Annotated in this window: 22 protein-coding genes; 14 read left to right on the forward strand and 8 right to left on the reverse strand. The window is 30.2% G+C overall.

The window, feature by feature from the left end; all coding sequences use genetic code 11:
• Positions 1-2 precede the first annotated feature (2 nt).
• A complete protein-coding gene (locus ACXGQT_RS13535) occupies positions 3-1,580 on the forward strand; it encodes a hypothetical protein (protein WP_457829112.1) in 1,578 nt (525 codons plus the stop codon).
• Here ACXGQT_RS13535 and ACXGQT_RS13540 read toward each other — a convergent pair whose 3' ends face one another.
• Positions 1,581-2,585, reverse strand: coding sequence for a glycoside hydrolase family 5 protein (locus ACXGQT_RS13540; protein WP_457829113.1), 1,005 nt, complete (start codon positions 2,583-2,585; stop codon positions 1,581-1,583).
• A gap of 225 nt (positions 2,586-2,810) precedes the next feature.
• Between ACXGQT_RS13540 and ACXGQT_RS13545 the strand changes: the two genes are divergently transcribed.
• Positions 2,811-4,343, forward strand: coding sequence for a glycoside hydrolase (locus tag ACXGQT_RS13545; RefSeq protein ID WP_457829114.1), 1,533 nt, complete (start codon positions 2,811-2,813; stop codon positions 4,341-4,343).
• Positions 4,344-4,425: 82 nt separating this feature from the next.
• Here ACXGQT_RS13545 and ACXGQT_RS13550 read toward each other — a convergent pair whose 3' ends face one another.
• Positions 4,426-5,424 (reverse strand): helix-turn-helix domain-containing protein, encoded by a 999-nt coding sequence (locus ACXGQT_RS13550; protein WP_457829115.1) that lies wholly within the window; start codon positions 5,422-5,424, stop codon positions 4,426-4,428.
• A gap of 181 nt (positions 5,425-5,605) precedes the next feature.
• Here ACXGQT_RS13550 and ACXGQT_RS13555 point away from each other — a divergent pair, with 181 nt between their 5' ends.
• The 3 genes from ACXGQT_RS13555 to ACXGQT_RS13565 all read left to right on the forward strand — a co-directional run bounded on the left by ACXGQT_RS13555 (position 5,606) and on the right by ACXGQT_RS13565 (position 10,315).
• On the forward strand, positions 5,606-7,876 hold the full coding sequence (locus ACXGQT_RS13555; protein ID WP_457829116.1) for a TonB-dependent siderophore receptor: 2,271 nt from the start codon (positions 5,606-5,608) through the stop codon (positions 7,874-7,876).
• A gap of 122 nt (positions 7,877-7,998) precedes the next feature.
• The gene (locus tag ACXGQT_RS13560; protein ID WP_457829117.1) at positions 7,999-9,111 is read left to right on the forward strand and encodes a PepSY-associated TM helix domain-containing protein; all 1,113 of its coding nucleotides are present in this window, start codon (positions 7,999-8,001) and stop codon (positions 9,109-9,111) included.
• Between the two features lie 34 nt (positions 9,112-9,145).
• Positions 9,146-10,315 (forward strand): alpha/beta hydrolase-fold protein, encoded by a 1,170-nt coding sequence (locus ACXGQT_RS13565; RefSeq protein WP_457829118.1) that lies wholly within the window; start codon positions 9,146-9,148, stop codon positions 10,313-10,315.
• Between the two features lie 62 nt (positions 10,316-10,377).
• Here ACXGQT_RS13565 and ACXGQT_RS13570 read toward each other — a convergent pair whose 3' ends face one another.
• Complete coding sequence (locus ACXGQT_RS13570; RefSeq protein ID WP_457829119.1) at positions 10,378-10,821, reverse strand: ferritin-like domain-containing protein; 444 nt, start codon at positions 10,819-10,821, stop codon at positions 10,378-10,380.
• 21 nt (positions 10,822-10,842) lie between these two features.
• Entirely contained in the window at positions 10,843-11,244 is a 402-nt protein-coding gene (locus ACXGQT_RS13575) for a VOC family protein (protein ID WP_457829120.1), read from the reverse strand.
• Positions 11,245-11,329: 85 nt separating this feature from the next.
• On the opposite strand from ACXGQT_RS13575, the gene ACXGQT_RS13580 reads away from it, so the two are divergent.
• From ACXGQT_RS13580 to ACXGQT_RS13595, 4 genes are all read left to right on the forward strand, one after another.
• Positions 11,330-12,358: a bile acid:sodium symporter gene (locus ACXGQT_RS13580; RefSeq protein ID WP_457829121.1), complete on the forward strand. Its 1,029-nt coding sequence runs from the start codon at positions 11,330-11,332 to the stop codon at positions 12,356-12,358.
• A 112-nt stretch (positions 12,359-12,470) separates the two neighbouring features.
• Positions 12,471-14,927, forward strand: coding sequence for a DUF4114 domain-containing protein (locus ACXGQT_RS13585; RefSeq protein ID WP_457829122.1), 2,457 nt, complete (start codon positions 12,471-12,473; stop codon positions 14,925-14,927).
• Positions 14,928-15,060: 133 nt separating this feature from the next.
• On the forward strand, positions 15,061-15,762 hold the full coding sequence (locus ACXGQT_RS13590; protein WP_457829123.1) for an Ig-like domain-containing protein: 702 nt from the start codon (positions 15,061-15,063) through the stop codon (positions 15,760-15,762).
• Between the two features lie 6 nt (positions 15,763-15,768).
• On the forward strand, positions 15,769-16,629 hold the full coding sequence (locus ACXGQT_RS13595; protein ID WP_457829124.1) for a hypothetical protein: 861 nt from the start codon (positions 15,769-15,771) through the stop codon (positions 16,627-16,629).
• A 10-nt stretch (positions 16,630-16,639) separates the two neighbouring features.
• Here ACXGQT_RS13595 and ACXGQT_RS13600 read toward each other — a convergent pair whose 3' ends face one another.
• From ACXGQT_RS13600 to ACXGQT_RS13610, 3 genes are read right to left on the reverse strand one after another with little or no spacing between them, the layout of a single operon-like run.
• On the reverse strand, positions 16,640-17,011 hold the full coding sequence (locus tag ACXGQT_RS13600) for a VOC family protein (protein ID WP_457829125.1): 372 nt from the start codon (positions 17,009-17,011) through the stop codon (positions 16,640-16,642).
• Between the two features lie 33 nt (positions 17,012-17,044).
• Complete coding sequence (locus tag ACXGQT_RS13605; protein ID WP_457829126.1) at positions 17,045-17,395, reverse strand: DUF4260 domain-containing protein; 351 nt, start codon at positions 17,393-17,395, stop codon at positions 17,045-17,047.
• On the reverse strand, positions 17,388-18,128 hold the full coding sequence (locus ACXGQT_RS13610) for a DUF3784 domain-containing protein (protein WP_457829127.1): 741 nt from the start codon (positions 18,126-18,128) through the stop codon (positions 17,388-17,390). The genes ACXGQT_RS13605 and ACXGQT_RS13610 overlap by 8 nt, the downstream gene beginning before the upstream one ends.
• 119 nt (positions 18,129-18,247) lie before the next feature.
• On the opposite strand from ACXGQT_RS13610, the gene tgt reads away from it, so the two are divergent.
• The 5 genes from tgt (at position 18,248) to ACXGQT_RS13635 (ending at position 23,787) form a co-directional block, all read left to right on the forward strand.
• Complete coding sequence (tgt, locus tag ACXGQT_RS13615; protein ID WP_457829128.1) at positions 18,248-19,378, forward strand: tRNA guanosine(34) transglycosylase Tgt; 1,131 nt, start codon at positions 18,248-18,250, stop codon at positions 19,376-19,378.
• A 2-nt stretch (positions 19,379-19,380) separates the two neighbouring features.
• Positions 19,381-20,472 carry an LptF/LptG family permease gene (locus tag ACXGQT_RS13620; RefSeq protein WP_457829129.1) on the forward strand — a complete coding sequence of 364 codons (1,092 nt, stop codon included), beginning with the start codon at positions 19,381-19,383 and terminating at the stop codon, positions 20,470-20,472.
• 28 nt (positions 20,473-20,500) lie between these two features.
• Complete coding sequence (gene glmM, locus ACXGQT_RS13625) at positions 20,501-21,895, forward strand: phosphoglucosamine mutase (RefSeq protein WP_457829130.1); 1,395 nt, start codon at positions 20,501-20,503, stop codon at positions 21,893-21,895.
• A gap of 31 nt (positions 21,896-21,926) precedes the next feature.
• Positions 21,927-22,607, forward strand: a complete 681-nt coding sequence (locus ACXGQT_RS13630) for a 2'-5' RNA ligase family protein (RefSeq protein ID WP_457829131.1) — start codon at positions 21,927-21,929, stop codon at positions 22,605-22,607.
• Positions 22,608-22,668: 61 nt separating this feature from the next.
• Positions 22,669-23,787: a DEAD/DEAH box helicase gene (locus ACXGQT_RS13635; RefSeq protein ID WP_457829132.1), complete on the forward strand. Its 1,119-nt coding sequence runs from the start codon at positions 22,669-22,671 to the stop codon at positions 23,785-23,787.
• A gap of 78 nt (positions 23,788-23,865) precedes the next feature.
• Here the strand turns inward: ACXGQT_RS13635 and ACXGQT_RS13640 are convergent, their stop codons facing one another.
• Positions 23,866-25,416, reverse strand: a complete 1,551-nt coding sequence (locus ACXGQT_RS13640) for a sulfatase-like hydrolase/transferase (protein ID WP_457829133.1) — start codon at positions 25,414-25,416, stop codon at positions 23,866-23,868.
• Positions 25,417-25,493: the final 77 nt, after the last annotated feature.

The raw sequence follows: 25,493 nt of genomic DNA on the forward strand, positions 1-25,493 counted from the left end.
GTATGGGGAAGATAAAGTTAAAAAGTTCTACAATTGTATTTTTTATTATATGGTTTGTATATATAGTGTTTTATGGTTTTATAACTACAGTTATTAGAGAAAAAGGTTATTTAAATTTTGAACCATTATTTACTAGCTATCATTTAAATAAATTGTTTAGTGCTCAAGGAGAGTTGGTTAAAGACTTTTTTATGTCTTATCCTTTATTAACAAACTTGTTATCATATCCTTTTGTAGTGTTTAGTACGGTAGATGCTCCTTTTTTTGCATCGGTGTTTTATACATCTTTGTTTACTACCATTTTGGTAACTATGGTTGGACAAAAAAATAATAAAATCATTAAGGTATTATTATTTCTGTATTTTATTTTTAGTCCAATAACCATATATGCAGCTACTTCTGGAACATCAGTTTATGCTTTTTATATACTTTATTTTTGCATCTTTTATTATTTATTTAACTACATAAAAAAATTTACAACTTATCATATTACCATTCTTAGTATTGTGTTGAGTTTGGCTGTTTTTTTAGATCATAGAATATTGTGGATCTTACTTATTATATTCTTTCATGTATTTGTGTTTAGTGTCTATGGGGTAAAAGGATTGTCATCACCTGTAGTGGTTAAGTTTGTAAAAATTACCCAACATATTTCTTTAAGAAGAAAATTTATGGGACACTTAAATTCAATGGTTTTTATTATTGGTTTTTTCCCTGTAGTAACACTAGTACTATATTTATTTACAAATTACTTAATGGGTAATGATTATTTTTATTTTTATAATGATGTGGGGGCTAAGTGGAATGGAAATAAGTCGTTAAGTATTTTAGGGGTAGATTTTATAACAGAGCAGAATAATAAAGCAGTAAACGATTTTTCTTTTTTAGATTTATTGGTTTTTATTATGCCTCTTTATTTGTTTGAACTCATCAAAAGCTATAAAAAAGGATTAAAATTATATCTTTTGCTATCTGTACCATTGCTGTTATATGTGCTTTTAAGAGATAGTAAAATAGAATATATGAGCTTGTTTTATTATGTAATTATTATCTCAACAGCCATTGCTTCTATAGTAACTACAACAGATGACGAAAGAAAAAAAACACTAATTTATTTTAGTTATGCAATTGTATTTTTAATAAGTATTTATGGAGAATATAAATATTTAGAAGGTTCTTCTTTTACATCTGAAAAAATTTACTTTGACAATGTAATACACGATGAACAAAATAATGAGCTTTTGCAGTATAAAAATGGTGGAAGGTTTTTACATCTGAACACTCCTAAAAAATCTGTTATTTTATGTGATAAATCTATTATGTATCCTTTAATAGCTTACAATGGAAAGAACAATGTTTTTATATCAAATGAGTCGGTAGATTTTAAAAAGGCTCTTTACAATCCTAAAAAATATTGTGATTATATTATTTTATCTAATACAAAATCTCCGTTTTATTATTTAGATAAGGTAAATGTAAACTTAGAGGAAATAAAAAAAACAGACAAAGGATATAATAGTTATAGAAGTAAAGTAGTGTTTGTGTGTAAAACTTTTAGGGTAATAGAAGTTATTAAATAACTAAAAACAATTTAGCAAAGCATTGTTGTTGTGTATACCAAAATTGCCTTTATATTCCCATAAATAACATTTAATGTTATGCTCTTTAAAAATAGAAATAACATCTTTAAAGTAATTGCACCTATCATTTACAGGTATAGAACCAATGGTGCCAAATTCTGTACACCATAATTGAACATTGTGTTGCTTTGCCCAGGCTACTACAATATTAATTTTATGACTTAAAGCTGTTTTGTTAGCCATATGTTTGTAATCTTTATAATTAATTTCACCTGGAGTTCCTATTGTTTTTAAATTTATATTAGGCATATTAATAGAATCATAAGGATAAGGAATATTGGTCGTTTGTACTTGGTCTCCTACCCAATTAGCTCCTTGATGTGTAAATATAAAAGGTTCGTAAAAATGAAATATATAAACAATGTTATTATACGGGTATGGTATTGTTCTAGATAATTCATAAATGCTATTGTAGTTGGTAGCACCTATTAATATTTTAGTTTTAGAATCTTTTTTTCTTATTTCATTAATAATTTCATGCACTACGAAATCCCATTGAAGAGGATATAAGTTTGGTTCATTAACAATTTCATAAGCTATATAATTTGAATATTTTTTTAATTTATTTGCTATGTATTTCCAATTTTCTTTTAATGTATCAATGTTAGTGAAATTGGTATTCTTGTCCATTTTATAATCAAAGTAGCAAATAATTAAAGTCATGTTTTTTTTCTTAACATGCTTTATAATTTTGACCAACTCTCTTAAGAAACGCTTTTTAGATTGTAATTCAAATTGACTTTCAAAAGAAACAGGTAGTCTAATATCAGTTATTCCTTGATTATATAAGTCATCAATATCAGTAATAATATCTTTATAATCTCGTTTTTTATTTTCCCAAAATCTTTCGTAACCAGATAAATTTATTCCAAAATCTATTTTTTTTTGCTGGGCATTTGTTAAAGTGCTGCTAAATAAAACAAGTATAAAAAATATTTTTTTCAAGATTTTCATTAAAAATCAATTAAGAATTGATAGTGTTTTTTTGATGCTTTTAAGGTATGTAATATTTGTTTTTTAATCATGTTTAAAAAACAATTTTTAGCAATAAAAGGGATAAAAATGGATACAAACTATATTTTACCCCTTAGTTTTTGTGGATTTAGCCCCGTTAGAATCATAGAAATATTAAGAAATTTGGACATCTTAAAATGATTCTAATTTTTTAATATGATATTTAAAAAAATACTTATTCTGATTTTATGTGTGTTGGTTGGCTCTGTATATGGCAATACATTAAAAAACAATCAAATTAACGATACATTAATTGTAAAAATTGATGTTAGTAAAGAATACCAAACCATAGATCATTTTGGAGCTTCAGATGCTTGGTCAACTCAATTTGTTGGTAACTGGCCTTTGCAAAAAAAAGAAGCAATAGCTGATTTATTATTTAGTACGGAGTTAGACAAAAATAACAACCCTAAAGGCATTGGTTTGTCTATTTGGCGATTTAATATTGGAGCAGGTAGTGCAGAGCAAGGTAGGGAGAGCGGAATTAAAGATGAATGGAGGAGAGCAGAATCTTTTTTAGCATCAAACGGTACGTATTACTGGAGCAAGCAAAAAGGACAAATATGGTTTGCCAAAGCAGCTAAACAAAGAGGAGTCTCTAAACTATTGTTGTTTGCTAACAGTCCACCTGTACACCTTACTAAAAATAAAAAAGCTTATGCATTTAAATCTATTCCTAATTTAGATAAAAGTGAATTTTCTGCTTTTGCAGATTACTTAACCACAATAACCAATCATTTTAAAAGAATAGGTTTACCTGTAGATTATATTAGTCCTATAAACGAACCTCAATGGGATTGGTCTGATGGTGGACAAGAAGGAACACCTTTTACTAATAATGATATTGCAGGTATTACAAAAGCATTGAATAAAAGTTTAGCAGATAAAAACTTAAATACTAAAATAGATATTGCAGAAGCAGCTAAGATTGATTATTTGTTTAGCAAAGATGATAAGCCATTTAGATCTAATCAAATAGATGCATTTTTTAAATCTAAATCAACCAATTATATAGGGAATTTGTCTCATGTAAGTAATACCATTTCAGGACACAGTTATTTTACAACTTCCCCCAATACTATTGCAGTTAATAAAAGAAAACAACTTTTTAATGATCTTCATAAAATATCAGGTTTAAAATATTGGATGTCTGAATATTGCATTTTAGGCGATAATAACGGTGATATTGATGGAAATAGAAGAGATTTAGGCATGACATCGGCTTTGTATTTGGCAAAAGTCATTCATAATGATTTGGTGTTTGCCCAAGCTTCTTCTTGGCAATGGTGGTTAGCTATTTCTCCTTATAATTATAAAGATGGATTGATTTATATTGATAAAAATAAAAATGATGGTAGTTTTTATGAAAGTAAAATGTTGTGGGCATTAGGTAATTATAGCCGATTTATAAGACCAAATGATGTTAGAATAGAGACCAATACAAATAATAGTGAAAAGCTATTGGTATCATCCTATAAAAACAAAAAAAACAAAAATATTACTACAGTAATTGTAAATAGTAATGCAGTTAACGCTTATGTAAAGCTACGTTTTAAAAACAATTATTATAAAAACACAAATGTTTATATAACCAATGCTGAAAATAATTTAACCCATCAAAATATAAATAACGAAGAAATTACAATACCTAAAAATGCAATTGTAACAATTATATCCACCCCTTTATAAATAATTAAGTACACTAAAAGAATTTAGATTGTTAGTTTAGACAAAAAGTCCGTATTGTTGAGAGTAATGCGGGCTTTTTTATTTAGGAGTGTTTAATTAAATTACTTGGCAAATAGCCATATGTTTTTTTAAAAGCAACCGTAAAATGTTGTGAGTGTTTGTATCCAACCTCATACGATGCTTCTGTAATATTGTAGTTTTTTTCTACAATTAAATGTTTTGCTTTTTCCATTCTAAGTTGTGTAATGTGCTTAAATATAGAAGAAGAGAATACTGTTTTAAAATCATATTTTAGTTTAGATTTGTTCATTCCAAAATGAGAAGCCAACTCATCTATAGTTAAAGGTTTGTGGAGGTTTTGTTTTATATAAGATTCAATACTTATAATATTAGTATAGGTCTCTTTGTGTATTGGACACACTGTTTTATCTGATTTTTCACTATTTGTTTGAGCTAATAAATAAATTAACAATTCATTTATTTTAGCTTCTAAATAAGGCTTTTTTAATTCTTTGGGATATTTACAATTTATAATTTTATCAATTTGAGATTGCAATTCTGGTGTTATGGGGTTGCTTGTTTTCCACATTAAAAAAGATTCTTGTTTTGTAATGGCTTTTCCAAATTCTAACAATGTTTTTTTAAAGTCATCTCCTATAATTTTATGAATATATTTTTCGGTAAACATAATTTCTAAGGTCTTTCTGTAATTTGTTTTATAATGTAAAACTCCATCTACATGGGGTAAGTAGAATAAATTATAATGACCACTTGGTATGTATATTTGAGTTGATTTTTTATTTAAAGGCATATAATTACTAGAGCCTTCAATTTCAAACTGAAGTTTAAAAAACGGAAAGTTATGTTGTACTCTTATTGTATGGTCTTTGGTTTTTAAATCTCTAATAACTATTCTAAGACCATCAATAGCAATTTCAGTAAATATACCTTGTTCACTATTGTTATCAACCTTTATCAGATCTTCTTGGTAACCATTCACTTTAAAATTTTTGTTAAATGTTTTAATTAAAACACCATTTTCAAAAATTGAACTTTTTAAAATAGATTTCATTTTGTCCATATGCGTTGTTTAAAAAACTCTTTGCGTTAACACTTCTGTGTTTGTGTGGTATACATTTGCAAAAATATTCAATTTATAATAAATCTAAATAATAATAGTAATAAAAATGAAAAACTACTTAACTAAACTATTCATGCTAAAAAAACTACTGATTTTGGTTTGTCTATTTGCAAGCAAATTTATGTTTGCACAAGACAAAGGAGCTATTAAAGGTAAAATTTTTACCAACGATAACAAAGCAGCAGCTTTTGTAAACGTATTGGTAGAAAACACGAATAAAGGAACTGTTTCTGATGAAAATGGAAATTATGAAATAAATAGCGTAAGTGTTGGCGATCATACTTTAACTTTTTCTCTTTTAGGGTTAGAAACAAAATCTGTAGACATTATTGTACAACAAGGAATAGTTAACACTGTTAATAACATTGTATTAAATGTAACAGGAGAAGAATTACAAGAGGTGGTTCTAGAGGTTCAGAGAAAAAATAAATTCGATCAAAAACAAACAGAATATGTATCTCGTTTACCGTTGTCTAATTTAGAAAACCCACAAGTTTATTCGGTTATAACTGGAGGTTTATTAGAAGAGTTACAGGTTACAGATATACAAAGTACTTTACAAAATGCTCCTGGTATTAGTAATGTAATGCAAGGAATAGGTTCTGGAGGTGTTGGTTTAAACCTATATTTAAGAGGTTTCAGTGCAGATATCGCTATGAGAAATGGAATTGGAACTTCTTTTAGAACCAGTACAGATCAAGCAAATATTGAGCGTATAGAAGTAATAAAAGGGCCTTCAGGAACTTTATTTGGTACAAGTATGGTGTCTTCTTATGGAGGAGTAATTAACAAGGTAACCAAAAAGCCAAACGAAAACTTTGGGGGTTCAATAGGATATTTAACAGGGAGTAACCAGTTGTCTCGTTTAACGGTAGATTTAAACACTGCATTAAATAAAGAAAAAACTTTATTGTTTAGAATCAATGCAGCAAAGCATGATGAACATAGTTTTCAAGATGCGGGATTGTCTAGGAATTTATTTGTAGCTCCAGCATTAACCTACAAAGCAACCGATAAGTTAACAATGAACATAGAAGCTGAAATATACAAATCAGAATCTCCAAGTGTATATTTTAATCCTGGTTCAGCAGGTTTAACATCTATGGATGATTTAAATTATGATTTTAAACATTCTTACGGAAGTGACTATTTACACAATGAGTTGTCTACATATAGCGTTTTTGCAGAGGCTAAATATAAAATTTCTGATAATTGGACATCGCAAACAGTATTGTCTTCTAGTAATTCAGATAACGGAACCAATTATTTGTTCTTAGACTTTCAAGATAATTCCACAGCAGATCGTAGAATTATGAATATTGAAAGTCAGTTTTATGTAACTCAATTTCAACAAAATTTTATTGGAGAGTTTAATATAGGAAGCTTTAAAAATAAATTATTGATTGGGGTAGATTATTTTGATACTCAAACACCTTACAGAAGAACTCAATTGGTTTATGATCAGGTAAGTGCTAGTAATCCAACTCCAGATTTTAATCCTAAAGAATATGAAAATTTATTAGGAAATGCTACTGCTTTTAGAATAGGACAAAGAGATCAAACAAGTTATAGTGCTTATGCTTCGGATGTAATTAATTTTACAGATCAATTATCGGTAATGGCAAGTTTAAGATTCGATCATTATGATGATAAAGAGAATGATTATACTCAAAATTATGTAGCCCCAAAGTTTGGAGCTGTATATCAAATCATCAAAAATAAAGTGTCTGTTTTTGCTAATTATATGAATGGGTTTACCAATGTAGCTCCAGATTTATCATCAGGAACTCCAGTACAATTAAAACCAGAATATGCTACACAAGCAGAAGGAGGTATTAAGGCAGAGTTGTTTAATGGTAAGCTAAGTACTACCATTAGTTATTATGATATTACTGTAAATGATGCGGTTAGATATGTAAATAATGGAGGAGTTTGGTCTCAAATACAAGATGGTAAAAAAAGCAGCCAAGGTTTTGAAATAGAACTAATTGCCAATCCTATAAAAGGATGGAATATTGTGGCAGGTTATGCAAATAACAATAGCGAATTTGTAGAAGGAGATGCTTCTATTATAGGGAACACTCCCTATGCAGCTCCCAAAACAACCATTAATTTTTGGACAAGTTATAAAGTGCCATACGGAATTGTAAAAGGGTTAGGAATTGGAGTTGGAGGAAATAAAATAAGTGAATCTTATGTAGATGATAGAAATACACTTTTATCTCCAGGGTACACCGTATTAAACACATCTATTTTCTTAGACAAGCCACACTATAGAATTGGAGTGAAGCTAAATAATTTTACCGATGAAAAATACTGGGCCAATATGGGGTCTTATGTACAGCCTCAAAAAACAAAAAATACAGTAGTAAGTTTTGCCTATAAGTTTTAAGCAGTAATCATATATCATAATCTAAGGAGGCGGTCTAAAAAGTGAAAATTTCGTCAAACTGAACTTGTTTCAGTTTGACGTTTTTGAATACTTTTTAGATAGCCTCTTTAAAGTTTTCTATCATGAAAAAAAAGAAAGGAAAAAGTACTTTTAAAAAAGTGGTTTCTTGGTTGCATTTGTGGCCAAGTTTGGTATCGGGAATTATTATTGTTTTTGTGTGTATTACAGGAACTATGATTGTGTATACTGATGAAATTATGGAACTATCGGCAGGAGATGCATTGTATGTAAAACCTCAAGAAAACAAAATATCACATGAGAATATTTTTAAAAAACTGCTAGAGGTAAATCCTAATTATAAATTGTCAGAAATAGTATTCTATAAAAATCCAAATAGGAGTATTAGGTTAAGGGTTTTTGATTTAAAAACTCATGATTTAATGATGATTTATATGGATCCATATACGGGAAATATACTAAAAGAAGATCATACCATTTATTTCTTTTATATCACAGCTCATTTACATGCTCAGTTGTTAGCCGGTAAAATAGGTGGATGGATTGTTATTATTGCTACCATTGTTTTTTTTATAGGTTGTGTTACAGGCTTAATTCTGTGGTGGCCAAAAAAATGGACAAAAACAACCAAACAAGCAAGTTTTAAGATTAAATGGACAGCTAAGTTTAAAAGATTAAACTATGATTTACATAATGTATTAGGTTTTTATAGTTTACCAATCTGTATTATTTTAAGTTTAACAGGATTGTTAATTTTCTTCCATCCATTAATGGACTTAACAGTGAAAGTTTCTGGAGGTGGGGCTAGTGGAATTCAAGATCATTTGCCCAAGGCTGATAGTACAAAGGTTTCTAAAAATATGATAGCCTTGGCAGATTATACTTTTAAACAGCAGCCAAATACCAAGGAGTTAAATATTTGGGTGTATAAATTAGACCAATTAGGAGCTTATGCTTTCAACACAGGAAAACCTGGGTTAAAAAGTGTAGAAAATTTAAAAACCACTGTTTATGATAGGTATTCAGGTAAAGAAATATCTTTTACAAAAGAACAGGTTACACATGAAAAAGTAGAGAACTATGTATGGCAACTTCACATGGGACAATGGTGGGGGCAAATAGGCAAAATTATTACGTTTGTGGTGGGAATTATTGCAACTTCATTATCTATAACCGGTTTTATAATCTGGTTGGGAAGAAGAAAAAAGAAAAAGTAAAAACATAAAATTACCTCTAAATTATTTATATCAAATGAAAAAAATATTATCAATCATACTTGTCATTTACCTCTATCAGTATTCTTTTGCACAAACAAAAATAGAAATAGGTGAAAAGTATAAAATACACTCAGTAATATTAGATGAAGAAAGAGAATATTGGGTTTCTGTACCATCTAATTACAATGATTCTATTTATGCTCCACAAGAATATCCAGTTGTTTATTTTTTAGATGGAGATAGACATTTTCACTCTCTAACAGGGATTCATGAGTTTTTAAGCAAAGGTCCATATGGTATGTTGCCCGAAATGATTTTTGTAGGAATTTTAACCACAAAAAATAGGGCAAGAGACTTAACACCAACAGAGGTGAAAGAGTCACAATTAGGACAAACATTTAAATTTCCAAATACAGGAGGAAATACGTTTTTTTTAGATTTTTTAGAAAAGGAGCTAATGCCTTTTATTAACAAAAAATACAGAACCAACGGTTATAAAACACTTATAGGTCATTCTTTTGGAGGTTTAACAGTGTTAAACACTTTGTTGTCTCGTTCTGAATTGTTTAACGCTTACATTGCTATAGATCCAAGTGTTTGGTGGGATAATAAATATGTTTTACAACAAGCTAAAAAAAAGTTAAAGACTAAAGATTATACAAATAAAAGGCTTTTTATATCTCAAGGGTACGATGAACCAACTCCAAAAGATACGGCACGTTGGCACGAAAGAGCTATTCAATCTTTTAGACAGGTTTTAGAAAATGACCATCAAAGTGGTTTGCAATGGTCTTATCAATTTTTTGAGAATGACGATCACGGAACAGTTTCTTTACCTAGTGAATATTATGGATTAAGGTATATTTTTAAGGGGTATCAATTGCCTGTAAAAATGGTGGCACAAGATCCAAGTATTGTAAAAAGGAATTTTAATAAAATTTCTAAAAATTTAGGGTTTAACATAAAGCCCGAAGAAGCCAGAATTGATTGGATTGCTAATTATTGTATAGAAATAGGACGGATAGAAAACGGAATAGAGTTGTTAAAACTCAATCAACAATATTATCCTAATAGCGTAAATACGTATAAAAGTTTGGGGAAGGCTTACCTAAAAGTTAATGATGTTAACAAGGCTAAAAAACAATTTTTAAAAGGTTTAGAAGTAAACCCAAGTGATGTGTTTTTAATCCAAAAAGTCAACTAAAAAAAGGAGCTAGTTTGTTAACAAACTAGCTCCTTTTTTTAGTTGGTAATAAACAGTAAAAATTAGGTTTTTAAATGATCTAGAAATTCCATTTTAGAAATTCCTTTTTCAATGGTAGATTTTTGTTTTTCTAACAAAGCCCTAGTTTGTAAATCAAGATGTTGGTTGTTTAATATTTCTTGATAATCTTTTACAGCCGCCTTTTCACCATTTGCAGCTTCTGTTAGCATGGCCTCTTCGTTGTTAGATGATATCACAGCTTTTATATCCATCCAGGCTCTGTGTACCGAGGCTGTATTACTGCCATCAATTTCTGTATTTATTCCTTTGGTTTGGAGTTCTGTTTTTAATTCACTAATAAATTGTGATTTTTCCAGAGCTTTATCGTGAAAAAAGTTTTTTAACCTTGGCTTGTCAACAATGTTGTTTGCTGCTTGTTTAAATCCTTTTTCTCCGTCTATTAATTTTTCTAAAATATCTGTTAACTTTTTATTATTTGTATTCATCATCAATTTTTTTTGTTATCATTATTTTTTAAAATTTACCATCCAATGAATATTGTATTGATCGGTACATCTTCCATAAATAGCATTCCATGAGGTTTCTTGTAACGGTGTGTGCACTGTACCTTTTTTACTTAGTTTGTCAAAAACAACTTTTAGTTCTTCTTTAGAATCTACATCAACAGCCAAATGAATGTTGTTTCCATTGGTGTGTGGTGTGTCAGGAGTGGCATCAAACATCATCAAATGAAACTTTTTTGATTTAATTTCTAAATGCTGAATTTTATCATAATAGTTTTCAGGTATGTCAATTTTTGCATCTTTATAGGTGTTTTTTAAAATGATTTCACCTCCAAAAATAGAAGTATAAAAGTTTGCTGCTTGCTGGCATTGTCCGTTAAATGATAAATATGGTGTAATTCTCATAATATTTTTTTAGGGTTGATATACTAACAAATATATATGGCTTATAAAGTTTGCCTTAGCTCGTATAGTTTAAATATGTGCTTGTATGATGTATTTAAATATATTTGCAGGAGTATTAAACAATATAAAATATTGTGTTTTTCTCAACCTTATGAACATAAAAATAGACAAGTTTATTCTCTCCTTATTTTTGGCCATTCTTACCGCTTTTATTTTTCCTAACGGAGCAGGAATTATTCATTTAAAGCAAATAACAGAAGTGGGTATAGGTTTTATTTTTTTCTTTTACGGATTAAAATTGTCTTTTACCGAAGTTACTCAAGGATTAAAAAATTACAGACTACATGTTTTAATTCAGTTAAGTACCTTTTTACTATTTCCGTTATTGCTTTTGGGCCTAAAGCCTGTATTAACTCCTTTGGTAGGTAATTCGTTTTGGATTGGTTTGTTTTTTTTAGCAGCATTGCCATCAACAGTTTCATCATCGGTTGTTATGGTTTCTTTGGCCAAAGGGAATGTTCCTGGAGCCATTTTTAATGCTAGTATATCGGGAGTTATAGGTGCTTTTGTAACACCACTTTGGATAGGTTTATTTATTCAACAATCTGGTTCTATGTCTTTAAGTAATGTTTTTTTAAAACTTATTGTTCAAATATTATTGCCATTAGTTATAGGTTTACTGCTTAATAATAAATTAGGACACATAGCTAAAAAGAATAGTGCTAAAATTGCATTGTTTGATAAAACAATTATAGTATTAATAGTTTATGCTAGCTTTTGTACATCAATATTAGCTAATATGTTTAAAGGAGTAAGTTTGGTAGGTTTGTTAATGTTGTTTATAACGGTGTTGTGTTTGTTTTGGTTAGTAATAGGAGTTATTTATTTTATATCATTAAAACTAAAACTTTCTTTAGCCGATAGAATAACAGCAACTTTTTGTGGTACAAAAAAGTCATTGGTACACGCATCTGCAATGATTCATATTATTTTTGCCAATAACTCTAGTGCTAGTTTGTATTTATTACCTGTAATGATGTATCATATAAGTCAGATCATTATTTTGGCAATCGTAGCCAATCGTATAGGTAAAAAGAGTTTAAATGCTTTTTAGTTATAGGTAAACAGAAGAATTTATACCACTTACCGATAGTAATTTGCCACTCATCTAATCTGTTCAAAAATAGCTGTATAGACAGCTTACCTTTGATAAAAAAAACAGAACGATGAAACATATTTTACTTTTAACAACTGCTTTATTTGGGATTATTTTTGGAATACAAGCTCAAAATTATAATTATTTAGGAACTTATACTTCTGACGGAACACCAGAGTATTTAATGGATGTTGCAGATGATATTAATGTGGAAACACTAAGCATGATTAGTAATGCTTTACCAGAAGGATATCCTGTTCCAGATTTTAATCCACATTATATTAGTTCTGGGTTCGATACGGATATTCATATTAGTCAACGTGCAGAAGTTTTTATTACATATGTAACAGAAGGAGCTGGATATAAAAATGTATTAGGATTTTATACTTATAAAACCAACGATGAAAATGCTCAAAAACCAAATGCAGAAGATATTACTATTATTTTTCCAAACGTATCTCAATTATACAGTGGGGGGAGTTTAATTCCAGGTGATAAGGTAAAAATTGGTGAGTTTGAAGCAGGTACAAGCATTGGTTGGGTATTGTTGGCAAATGGATGGAAGGGACAAGTAACCAATGGTTTATGGCAAGTTTTTTCTAACCCAGACTACAATCCAGAGAACGATGCAAATTTACGTAACCACAACGTGTTGCTAGAAGATCCAGAAAATGAAAGAATTATTTTAGGGTTTGAAGATATTAGAAGAGATTATGCCTCTTGTGATCAAGATTTTAATGATGCGGTGTTTTATGTAACAGCAACTCCATACGAGGCTATTGTTTCAGATAACATAAACAAAGTAAGTTCAGCTAACAATGTAACATCTGCAAATAATGGAGGTTTAGAAAGTAACGGAACTTTAGCCGAAAAAATAGCAAGTCGTAATTTTATACGTAGTGTAAAACAAAATGCTATAAACACTAAGGCTAAGCAAATGAGTGTAAGAACTTATCAAATCATGAAAACTTCATCTTCATCTAATACTTTAGAAAAGTACATTCCAGAAACTGCAATGTTTGGAACAGAAGAATCTTATGTTTCTAGTCCAAAAGATTTGGTAGCTATTACCAATGCAGAAGAAGTTTATTCTGTAGATTATTACAATGGAGAGAATAGAATTGCAGCAGCCTTAGCTTCTTATAGTACCACTGGAGTTTACGATCATACAAAAGCTATTTGCGATAGATTAAACAATGCTAGTTTAGAAGATGTTAGGTTGGTAAATGTTAGAGGTCATCAAATTATCCATTCAAAAATTCTTAGAGATAGTGGTGAATTAGAAAACACACTTACTTTTTCTATAAGAGAAACTGAAATTTTAAACAAGTATGAATTGTGTAGTTTTTGGAATATAGATCAATATCCACAAGGAACTTATTATAACTTTCAAGTATGGGGAGGTAATAATGCTCAAGTATTTGCAATAGCAAACAAAATTATAGATAAGTTTAATGCTAATGGAGAGGTGTTTAGTAATCCAGATACAGAAAAAATACCAGAAGTATTTGTAAAATCAGGATATTACAAAAACGGAAAAATATATTTAAACATTATAAACAACGCTAAAACTCAAAATTTAAATTTTAGTGCAAACATTAAAAAAACAGAACACGCTAATTTTGAAGAACTACAAAAAACAGTAGCATTAACAGGTAGTAGATTAGATGAAATAGTTGTACAAACTGGAAAGTTATTTGATGTAGGTATATCTGTAAAAAGTAACAACACACAACAAATGGATGCATTATACTTAGCAGATGGTCCTTGGGGAGTAGATTATTTAGAATCTGGAGCAGAATTAAATAATTATACCATAAGTCAAAATGAAGTAAAAGAGGAGGTAGAAGGAATATATAACATAGAAAGAAATATACATGTGTCTGGAACTATTAAAAACACTTTAAATACATTTAGACAAGTGTTGGCAGGAGATCAAAGTTTTAGGTTAAACAGTTACAATGCAATTGAGTTTAAAAGTACCAATACACATGCTATAGAATTAATTTTAATGCAAAGTGATTTAAAAAATTGGGAAGATAGATATAGTTATATAGTACCAGCAAGTAACGCAGAAACGGTTCATACCATTGCCATTAGTGATTTTAAAAATAACAATGGAAAAAGCGCTAGTATAGAAGATGTAAAACGTGTTGTTTTTTCTTTAAATGGAAATGGAAAAAGCTTTGAAACATTTGAGTTAAATGTAGAAGATGTAGCTTTTACAAATACACATCTTGTAAAAGAAGTATTAAGCACTCCGTTTATAGATAATTTTACTCAAAATGAAGTCTATCCAAATCCTTTTAGTAATCAAGCAACTATTAGTGTTCAGGCAAAAACAAATACAGCAATAATTAAAGTTTACAATATGACAGGAATGTTGGTAGATCAAAAAATAATGAATGTAAACACCAACAACAACACAGTAGTATATAATACAGCTATACCAAATGGTTTGTATATGTATACTATACATGAAGGGAGTAATACTATAGGAAAAGGGAAGTTTATTGTAAAAAAATAAAATCAATTTTTTCTTATCAAAAAGGTTTAGACTAGTCTAAACCTTTTTTGTGTTTATAAATTAATGATATTACTTTTTGTAAACAAATCATAAATGAGTCGACCAAAAACAAGAACTAAACATAATAAACACCATGTTAAAATATATTTTAGCTTTTACAACTTTATTATTTTTTACGTCTTGTATACAAGAAGATATTGTGGATGACTTTATAGAAGATGAGGTTAGAATAACAAGTAGTATTAGTACTTTAAAGGTTGGAGATTTTGTAAAACTAGAAGCTACTTATTTTAACAATGTTGGTAATATAGAAAACAAGCAAATTACTTGGGAAACCTCTAATGAATTGGTTTTGTCTATAGATGCAGCAACAAACAATATTAAGGCTGAAAAAGAAGGAACAGCAACCATAACAGCCAATACCATTGGGAATTCAGGTAATTTATCTGATAGTGTTATCATAATTGTAAGTAATGATGAAGAGCAACCTTCTTCAGAAATATCTAAAAAAGGAACTTTAGCCCCCACTTCTTCTTACGATGCTGCGGGGGATTTTGAAATAAGGAAAACAACAAACGGAATACAAATAATACTTGATGATAATTATGTGGCAGATGAAAGCTTGCCCGGGTTTGCTTTGTTTTTAACCAACAACCCAAACTCTTTAGCAAATGCATTGCAAATTGATGCTTATGATGATGCCGATGGAACTCATTACAAAGGAGCATTTACCTATACATTAAATGGAGTAGGTATTAATGATTATCAATATTTGGTACAATGGTGTAGACCTTTTTCTATTCTTGTAGGTAAAGCCACTATTACAGATAAATAAAATTTTATGAAATATTTACAATCAATTATAGTCCTTTGTGTTTTGTTTATCTATCAACAAAGTAACGCTCAATGGAACAAAGGAAAAGGAAATGGATATTATAAATTGTCGGCTTGGTCATTAATTGCCGATCAGCATTATACAAGTTCAGGAGACATAGATCCTAATGCAACAAGAGGGAATTTTACATTAAGTTTTTATGGGGAGTATGGTGTTTCTAACAAACTAGATCTTATTACTTACGTTCCCTTTTTGACAAGAATTTATCAAAATGCTCAAATTTCTGGTACCAACGGAAATGTATTACAAGCAGGTGAAGCCGTGAATGCTATTGGAGATCTTGATGTTGGATTAAGGTATGGTTTGATAAAAAAGAATTATTTAGCCTTGTCAACCACTTTAAAGCTAGGTTTACCCACAGGAAAAAACAAAGCAGGGAGTGATGGTAGTTTCCAAACTGGAGATGGAGAATTTAACCAATTAATTACTATTGATGCAGGAACCTCGTATTCATTATTCTCTAAATCAGCATATACAAAAGCATACGTAGGGGTTAATAATAGAACTCAAGGTTTTTCTGATGAGTTTCATTATGGAGTTGAATCTGGACTTAAGTTAGGGGAAAAAACATGGGTTCTAGTAAGGTTAAATAGTGTAAATTCATTTAATAATGGAACCTTGTCTGCTCAAAACACACAAGGAAGTATTTTTGCTAATAATATAGAATACCTAAGTATAGGTGCTGAGGTAGCTTATTATATTACGTCAAAAATAGGAGTGTCTTTTAATTATGCAGGAGCTGTTTCGGGGAGAATTATTTATGCAAAACCGTCTTATAGTGGAGGACTGTTTTTAGATATTCAGTAATAGTGGTGAATTAAATATGCTGGTCTATTAAAATAACATTTCCATCAGGATCTAAAAGACTAATATTAGCAGGACCTTTTTCTGTAGCGTTTGTTTCTTGTGTTAAAGATATGTTGTTGTCTTTTAAATGTTGTTGTATTTCCCTAATGTCATGAAAGTTTTCTAAGGTATTAGCATTGCTGTCCCAACCAGGATTAAAAGTGAGTATGTTTTTATCAAACATTCCCTGAAACAAACCAATCATGGTAGATTCGTTTTTCATTATTAAATAATTTTGGTCAATGTTTCCAGCAAAAACGTTAAAGCCTAGTTTTTCATAAAACTCTTTAGAAACTTTAATATCTTTTACGTTAAGACTCACAGAAAATGCTCCTAATTTCATAATATATTGTTTTTAGTTCATTCTAGTTTGGGGTTACTTACCTATTTTTCCTAAATGTGTGTGCTTAAAATCATCGTTATATTTTAATCCATAACCAAAAATCCTATCCATGGCAGCATGTCCAAAAAGTATAATTCCAGCAAGCATTATAGTTTCATGATGTGTAAATAGCCCCAAGCAGTATAAAAATATCCCTAATAATTTATGGTGAAAAATATTATAACTCCAAGCTCCTATTTTGTTGTTAACTACATAACCTAGCATAGAAAAGTCTGGCAATAACAAACAAGCTGGAAAGATCCACCAAGAAAAAGGCAATTGGTTAAATAGTACAATAGATAATAAAAATTGTCCTAATTCTTCAAGCTTTAAAAGTTTATTCATGGTTTAGTTTATAAGGAATGTTTGGGATTACTTTTTTAATTTCTTGTAGTAACTCCTCATTCAATTGTTCTTTTGCAGAGTAATATATTTTATGATTATCTGATGTCGTAAAAAGGAGATAAGGTTTTTGAGAAGAGTTTAAAATTAACTTAACGGTTTCTCCACTTTTAGTTTTAAAATATCCTTTTCGTATTTCTCCTAAAGCAAATCCGTTTGTTTTTAGAGTGATTTTAGGTAAATCATTTTTAACTTCTATATTTTTGATTTGTTGAGTAGGTAAGATTTCTCCATAACTACCTGTGAACTCTATATGATAAGCATCAAAAAGTATTTTGTTTTCTTTATAGCCGTATGTAATAAGACCTGTAACAAAAATAAAAGTACCTATAAGAATTATAAGTCCTATTTTATTTGCTTTGGTATTTAATCCACCAGAATATTTTGAACTTGTTATCACAAAATATACATAAGCCAAAACAGGATAAATAGCTAAAAACATTCCTGCTACATTCTTATTAAATAAGTTTATTAGATATCCTAAAACAAAAAAGGAAATACCAAGAGTGATGTGGAATTTTTTAAAATAAGGAATATAGGTTTTAAGATTGACCTTTTTTCTTTCATTTTCGTTCATGGTATTATATCCAGAAAGAAGATACTTTGCATTGTTTTCTGTTACTAAAAAACCAATAGCAATAAAAAGTAAACTCATTCCTATGAATACGTAAATCATTCCTTTTTTAATTTTTTACAAACTAATTTAAATAATATTATTTATAAATGTTGGTTCAACTTTTGTTATTTTTCTATTCTTTAAACCTTTGTTTCTAACAAATGGTTATTTTTGTGGCTATGAAATTTAAGATTGAAGCATTAGATCCGCAAAGTAAAGCGAGAGCAGGAGAAGTAACTACCGATCACGGAGTTATAGAAACGCCAATATTTATGCCTGTAGGTACTATGGGTACTGTAAAAGGTGTTCATCAACGTGAGTTAAAAGAAGAAATCAATCCTGATATTATTTTAGGGAATACTTACCATTTATATTTACGTCCTAAAACAGAAGTTTTAGAAGCAGCAGGAGGTTTACATAAGTTTATGAATTGGGATCGACCTATTTTAACAGATTCAGGAGGGTATCAAGTATATTCTTTGTCAGGTCGAAGAAAAATTAAGGAAGAAGGAGTAAAATTTAAAAGTCATATAGATGGTTCTTATCATTTCTTTTCTCCAGAAAACGTAATGGAAATTCAACGTAAAATTGGAGCAGATATCATTATGGCTTTTGATGAATGTACTCCTTACCCTTGTGATTACAACTATGCAAAAAGATCTATGCACATGACTCATAGATGGTTGAATAGATGTATCAATCACCTAGAAAAAACACCATATCATTACGATTACGCACAAACGTTTTTCCCTATTGTACAAGGGAGTACGTATACCGATTTAAGAAAACAATCGGCAGAATACATTGCCAATGCAGGAGCAGAAGGAAATGCTATTGGAGGGTTGTCAGTAGGAGAACCAGCAGAAGAAATGTATGCCATGACAGATGTAGTGTGTAGTATTTTACCAGAAGACAAACCAAGATATTTAATGGGAGTAGGAACGCCTATTAATATTTTAGAAAATATTGCTTTAGGAGTAGATATGTTTGACTGTGTAATGCCAACACGTAACGCTCGTAACGGAATGTTGTTTACTTCTCAGGGGCACATCAATATTAAAAACAAAAAGTGGGAAAAAGATTTTTCTCCAGTAGATCCTGCAGGAATTACTTGGGTAGATACTGAGTACTCAAAAGCATATTTACGTCACTTATTTGTGTCTAACGAATTTTTAGGCAAGCAAATTGCTACTATACACAATTTAGGATTTTATCTTTGGTTAGTTAGAGAAGCTAGAAAGCATATTATTGCAGGAGACTTTAGAGAATGGAAAGATAAAATGGTAAAGCAAATGGATAATAGGTTATAAGCTTGAAAATACTAGATAAATACATATTACTTCGTTATTTAAAATCGGTGTTTTTTACACTGTTTATACTTATACCTATTGCGGTAGTAATTGATGTGTCTGAAAAGGTAGATAAATTTTTAAGGCATGACGATTTAACATTTCTTCATATTGTTAAAGATTATTATCTAAACTTTATTCTTTATTACGGTAATACATTTTTGCCTTTGGCAACATTTATTGCCTGTATTATGTTTACTTCAAAATTAGCAAGTAATACAGAAGTTATTGCTATTAGTAGTGCCAATATATCATTCACCCGTTTTTTAAGACCTTACTTTATTGGGGCTACAATTTTGGCTTTAATTGCTTTAGGAATGAATCATTTTGTGGTTCCTAACGGAAACGAAACAAAATATGCATTTGAAGAAGAATATGTGTTTACCAAAAAAGGAGATAGGTCTTATGTAAAGAACTTTAATTTACAGCTAAATGATAGTGCTAAAATTTTTATAAAGAATTTTAGTTTGTTAAATAATAGAGGATATAATTTTTCTTATTCTGAGTTCGATGGCACTAAAATAAAATACCGAATTGTAGCAGAGAACATGTTATGGGATAAAGAAAAAGGAAATTTTAAACTATCTAAATACACTGAGCGTTTTGTTTATGATCAAAAGGATTCTATAGCCAACGGAAAAGACACTATTATGACTTTAGATTTTACTCCCGATGATTTAATGATTTCTGGTTCTAAGTCTATGGAAATGACTTCGGATAAATTATCGGAGTTTATAAAAAAATCAGAAAGAAGAGGAGTAAAAAACTTAAACGCATATTATGTAGAGCTCTATCAACGCACTAGTTTACCTGTATCGGCATATATACTTACCTTAATAGCTGTATCATTATCTTCTAGAAAAAAAAGAGGAGGAACCGGAGTCAATTTGGCTTTGGGAGTTGGAATGATGTTTATGTATGTTTTCTTTATGAAAGTAGCCGTAGTGTTAGGTTCTGCACCCAATGCAAATGCTTTTTTTATGGCTTGGCTACCCAATATTATATTTTCAATAATAGCAGTGTATCTTTATTTAAGAGAAAAAAAGCAAGGATAAATCATTCACATTTTTAACACTTATTAAAATGTCATTAATCAAATCAATATCAGGAATACGCGGAACCATTGGAGGAAGTGTTGGTAATAATTTAACCCCATTAGATGCAGTAAAGTTTGCAGCCGCTTATGGAACTTGGATCAAAGCAAGAAATAAAGACTCAAAAGAAATCAATGTAGTTGTTGGTAGAGATGCCCGTATTTCTGGAGCTATGATTAGCAGCTTGGTGACTAATACTTTAATAGGATTGGGAATTAATGTGATTGATTTAGGTTTGTCTACCACACCAACCGTAGAAGTAGCAGTGCCTTTAGAAAAAGCACATGGAGGAATTATTTTAACAGCTTCTCATAATCCAAAACAGTGGAATGCTTTAAAATTATTGAATGAAAAAGGTGAATTTTTAAATGGTGCCGATGGAAAAGAAATTTTAGACTTTGCTGAAAAAGATGCCTATACTTTTGCTGAGGTTGATGACTTAGGAACCTATATAGAAAACAATTCTTATGTAGAAAAACACGTTCAAGAAGTTTTAAACTTAGAGTTGGTAGATGTTGATGCGATTAAAAAAGCAGGATTTAAAGTAGTGTTAGATGCTGTAAACTCAACAGGAGGGATTTTTATTCCAGCATTGCTAGAAAAGTTAGGAGTAGAGTGTGTAAAACTTTACTGTGAACCAAATGGGCAATTTCCTCACAACCCAGAGCCTTTAAAAGAACATTTAGGAGATATTGCTGCTTTGGTCGTTAAAGAAAAAGCAGATTTTGGAATTGTAGTAGATCCAGATGTAGATAGATTGGCTTTAATTAGCGAAGATGGTTCTATGTTTGGAGAAGAATATACCTTGGTGGCTTGTGCAGATTATGTACTGGGGCAGTTAGGAGGAGGAAACACGGTTTCTAACTTATCCTCATCAAGAGCATTGAGAGATGTTACCGTAAAACACGGAGGAACTTACACAGCAAGTGCAGTAGGTGAAGTAAACGTGGTTACTACCATGAAAGAAACCAACACGGTGATTGGTGGTGAAGGAAATGGAGGAATCATTTATCCTGCTTCTCATTATGGTAGAGATTCATTGGTAGGAGTTGCTTTGTTTTTATCTCATTTAGCAAAAAGCGGAAAATCTTGTAAAGAGTTGAGAGATTCTTATCCAGAGTATTATATGAGTAAAAATAAAATAGAATTAACCCCAACGTTAGATGTAGATGCTATTTTAGAACAAATGGCAGAAAAATATAAGAATGAGGAAGTGAATACCATAGACGGAGTAAAAGTTGATTTTGCTGATGAGTGGTTACACTTACGAAAATCTAACACAGAACCTATTATTAGAATTTATACAGAAAGTGGTTCTCAAGAGGCAGCAGATGCCTTGGCTTTAAGAGCTATAGATGAAATTAAAGCAATTGCTGGTTTGTAAAACTAAAAATAGATATTGCATCATAAGGAATATGGATTTAAAAACACACTATCAAAACTTATTTGATGAATCCATGTTAAAAATTGCTTCGGATGATTATCAAATAGATCGTTTGATAGCAGATGAGAATGATTTTAGATACGGAATTACTTTGGTAATTCGTCCATCAGAAGTTGTGAAAAATAAAATTCAATTGTTTTTAGAGGAGTTGAAAGAAATAGAGCCTCATCAATATTACTATCATAATTCAGATATACACATTACCGTAATGTCAATCATTTCTTGTTATAATGGTTTTGAGGTAAAGAACATCAATGTTAAGGACTATATAAATATCATCAACAATAGTTTAAAAGGTTTTAAAACGTCTAAAATACAGTTAAAAGGACTTACAGCTTCACCGTCTTGTATTATGGTACAAGGCTTTATGGATAACAATTCTATTAATAATTTTAGAGATAGATTGAGAGAGAAATTTAAAAACTCAGCTTTAGAACAAAGTATAGATAAGCGTTATGCTATTCAAACAGCACATTCAACAGTAGTAAGGTTTAGTGAATCATTTTCTAAAAAAGAGGCTTTTTTTAATATTGTAGAAAAGTATAAAGACGAAGATTTTGGAACTTTTGAGGTGAAATCAATAGAATTGGTGGCGAATGATTGGTATCATAAAGAGAAAAAAGTCAGGAAATTAGCAACGCTTAATATCTAGTTGATAAATTCTGCATCCAAATTATAATAGTACCTTTGCGAAGAAATTAAATACTAAAATTTTGAAAAATTTTAAAGAATTAGGAGTTTCTGATGACTTTATAAAGTCTATGAAAGAAATAGGAGTAAAAACTCCTACAGAAATTCAGTACAGAACCATTCCTAAATTGTTAGATGGACAAATAGATTATATTGGTAAAGCACAAACAGGAACGGGTAAAACCATTGCTTTTGGATTACCATTGTTACAAAAAATAAACCCAAAGAAAAACCAAATTCAAGCATTGGTGTTGGCTCCAACAAGAGAGCTTGCTCAGCAAATAAAAAAGCAATTATTTAAACTAACCAAATACGCTCCAGAAAGAATTTTTTGCGAAGCGGTATACGGTGGAGAAAAAATTGAGGTACAAATAGAAAGGTTAGAAAGGACTACACATGTGGTAGTGGCTACTCCTGGTCGTTTGTGCGATTTATTAGACAGAGCTGCTATAGATATTAGCAACATAAAAATGATCGTGTTAGATGAGGCTGATGAAATGTTAAGTATGGGATTTTTACCAGACTTAAATAGAATTTTAAAATATGCTACAGCATCTAAAAATACATGGTTGTTTTCTGCAACGTTTCCAAATGCTTTAAATAGTTTGGTTAAAACTTATATGAACAATCCAGTTCGTGTTGAGGTAGAGGCAAATCAACTTATCAATGAAAACATTTCTCATAAATTTATTTCTACGACTTTAGGGCAAAAGTTAGATGTGCTAATTAGTTTTGTAGAAAGTAGAGGAATGGAAAAAGGAATTGTGTTTTGTAAAACTAAACTAGGAGCTCAAAAACTAAAAGAGGAATTAGCAGAAGAAGGTTTTTCTGTAACAGCTTTAGAAGGTGATATGGGACAAAGAGATAGAGAAAAATCTTTGCGTTCTTTTAAAAATGGAGCTAGTCAATTGTTAATTTGTACTGATGTAGCAGCAAGAGGAATTGATGTTCCTAATGTAAACTATGTAATCCATTATCAATTGCCAGAAAACACAGAATATTTTGTGCACAGAAGTGGTAGAACGGCAAGAGGAGGAAATAAAGGATTGTCTTTAGCCATTGTGCTATCAAAAGAATTAGAACAGTTACAAGCTTTACAAAAAGAGTTTAAAATACATTTTGGAAAATATACAATAGCTTAAATAAAAAATCCCAACTCAATGAGTTGGGATTTTTTGTTGTAATACTTGTATCCTGTTAAGTTTTGATATACTTAAATTTTACTTTAAATCAATTTTATTGACTTCTAAATTATAATCACCAATAGCTTTTTGATAACCGTTAATCATATCGCTAAGTATTTTAGGTTCTTGTTTGGCTAAATTGATGTTTTGTCCTTTGTCTTTTTTTAGATTGTATAACTTGTATTCGTTAGAACTTCCTGTTTCTATAGTTTCTACCTTTAAATAAGAAATATCAGTATAAGGAGGAATCATTACCCAATCTCCTTTTTTATAAGCTGTTCTAGAGGTGGCTTCAATAATTAAATCATTTCTGCCTTTGTTTTCTTTTCCTAAAAAAGTGTTTAGCAATTCTTGACTGTCCTTAGTTTTAATATGACTACCCACCAATTTAGAAATAGAAGAAAGCAAATCCATTTGACAAACCAAAGCATTTGAAACTTTAGGATGTATTACCCCTTTCCAATAGGTGAAAAATGGTACACGTGTACCAGCTTCAAATAAACTGTATTTTCCTCCTCGGAATTCTCCCCAAGGTTTGTGAATTCCTAATTTTTCATAAGCATTGTCTGCATATCCATCATCTAAGACGGGACCATTATCACTAGAAAAAACAATAAAGGTGTTTTCTAACAATCCTTCGGTTTCTAAAGTTTTTATAAATTGACCAATACACCAATCACCTTCAAGAATAGCATCACCTCTAGGTCCCATACCAGATTTACCAACAAAACGAGGGTTTGGTGTTCTAGGCACATGAGGTTGTTGTAATGCATAGTACAAAAAGAAAGGTTTGTTTTTATTTTGTTTTACAAAGTGTTGGGCTTTTTGTAAAAAATGATCTGCCATATCAATATCATTCCATCTGGCTTTTTTTCCACCTTTCATGTAACCAATTCTAGGAATTCCATTTATAATGGTATTACTGTGTCCGTTTGATGGTTTCATAGTTAACAATTCAGGGTGAGATATTGCTGTGGGTTGATGGTAAAAGTTAGTAGTATAACTAATTTCAATGGGGTCATTAGTTTCTAGGTTAACAACATTTCCGTTTTTAATATATACGGTTGGAACTCTGTCTTGCGTAGCAGCCATAATATAAGAATAATCAAAGCCTACCTCGTTTGGACTGGGACTAATGTGTTGGTTCCAGTTTACAACACCATTACCTAAACCTAAATGCCATTTTCCAACAATTCCAGTATAATATCCTTTGTCTTTTAATAGTTTGGGAATGGTTATTTTTTTTTCATCAATAATAAGGGGAGCAGTACCTGGTAATATTTTAGCCTTTTTATTTTTCCAAGGATATTCACCTGTTAATAATGCATATCTACTAGGAGTGCAAGTGGCAGAACTAGCATAACCTTTGGTAAACCTAATTCCTCCATTGGCTAACTTATCAATATTAGGGGTATTAATGGTAGTAGATCCATTGGCACTAACATCTCCATAACCCAAATCATCCATATAAATAAAAATAATATTAGGAGTAGTTTTATGATTTTTAGGGGTTTGTGCTTTTAGATTCACACAAGAAAACAAAATGAAAGTGAAAACAAGGAAAGAAGTTTTTTTTGAGCTGTCCATCATATTGAGATTATAGTAATTGTTAGTAGAAGTAAAACGTCTGATAGATATTAATTCCATCAGACGTTTAAAAATAA

The organism is Wenyingzhuangia sp. IMCC45467, from assembly GCF_054111205.1.

Coding starts and splice junctions, on each gene's coding strand:
- ACXGQT_RS13565 (WP_457829118.1), top strand. CDS start 9,146: ATGAAAAAAATATTATCAATCATACTTGTCATTTACCTCTATCAGTAT.
- tgt (WP_457829128.1), top strand. CDS start 18,248: ATGAAATTTAAGATTGAAGCATTAGATCCGCAAAGTAAAGCGAGAGCA.
- ACXGQT_RS13600 (WP_457829125.1), bottom strand. CDS start 17,011: ATGAAATTAGGAGCATTTTCTGTGAGTCTTAACGTAAAAGATATTAAA.
- ACXGQT_RS13595 (WP_457829124.1), top strand. CDS start 15,769: ATGAAATATTTACAATCAATTATAGTCCTTTGTGTTTTGTTTATCTAT.
- ACXGQT_RS13545 (WP_457829114.1), top strand. CDS start 2,811: ATGATATTTAAAAAAATACTTATTCTGATTTTATGTGTGTTGGTTGGC.
- ACXGQT_RS13630 (WP_457829131.1), top strand. CDS start 21,927: ATGGATTTAAAAACACACTATCAAAACTTATTTGATGAATCCATGTTA.
- ACXGQT_RS13570 (WP_457829119.1), bottom strand. CDS start 10,821: ATGAATACAAATAATAAAAAGTTAACAGATATTTTAGAAAAATTAATA.
- glmM (WP_457829130.1), top strand. CDS start 20,501: ATGTCATTAATCAAATCAATATCAGGAATACGCGGAACCATTGGAGGA.
- ACXGQT_RS13610 (WP_457829127.1), bottom strand. CDS start 18,128: ATGATTTACGTATTCATAGGAATGAGTTTACTTTTTATTGCTATTGGT.
- ACXGQT_RS13555 (WP_457829116.1), top strand. CDS start 5,606: ATGTTTGCACAAGACAAAGGAGCTATTAAAGGTAAAATTTTTACCAAC.
- ACXGQT_RS13590 (WP_457829123.1), top strand. CDS start 15,061: ATGTTAAAATATATTTTAGCTTTTACAACTTTATTATTTTTTACGTCT.
- ACXGQT_RS13640 (WP_457829133.1), bottom strand. CDS start 25,416: ATGGACAGCTCAAAAAAAACTTCTTTCCTTGTTTTCACTTTCATTTTG.
- ACXGQT_RS13575 (WP_457829120.1), bottom strand. CDS start 11,244: ATGAGAATTACACCATATTTATCATTTAACGGACAATGCCAGCAAGCA.
- ACXGQT_RS13585 (WP_457829122.1), top strand. CDS start 12,471: ATGAAACATATTTTACTTTTAACAACTGCTTTATTTGGGATTATTTTT.
- ACXGQT_RS13605 (WP_457829126.1), bottom strand. CDS start 17,395: ATGAATAAACTTTTAAAGCTTGAAGAATTAGGACAATTTTTATTATCT.
- ACXGQT_RS13560 (WP_457829117.1), top strand. CDS start 7,999: ATGAAAAAAAAGAAAGGAAAAAGTACTTTTAAAAAAGTGGTTTCTTGG.
- ACXGQT_RS13535 (WP_457829112.1), top strand. CDS start 3: ATGGGGAAGATAAAGTTAAAAAGTTCTACAATTGTATTTTTTATTATA.
- ACXGQT_RS13580 (WP_457829121.1), top strand. CDS start 11,330: ATGATGTATTTAAATATATTTGCAGGAGTATTAAACAATATAAAATAT.
- ACXGQT_RS13550 (WP_457829115.1), bottom strand. CDS start 5,424: ATGGACAAAATGAAATCTATTTTAAAAAGTTCAATTTTTGAAAATGGT.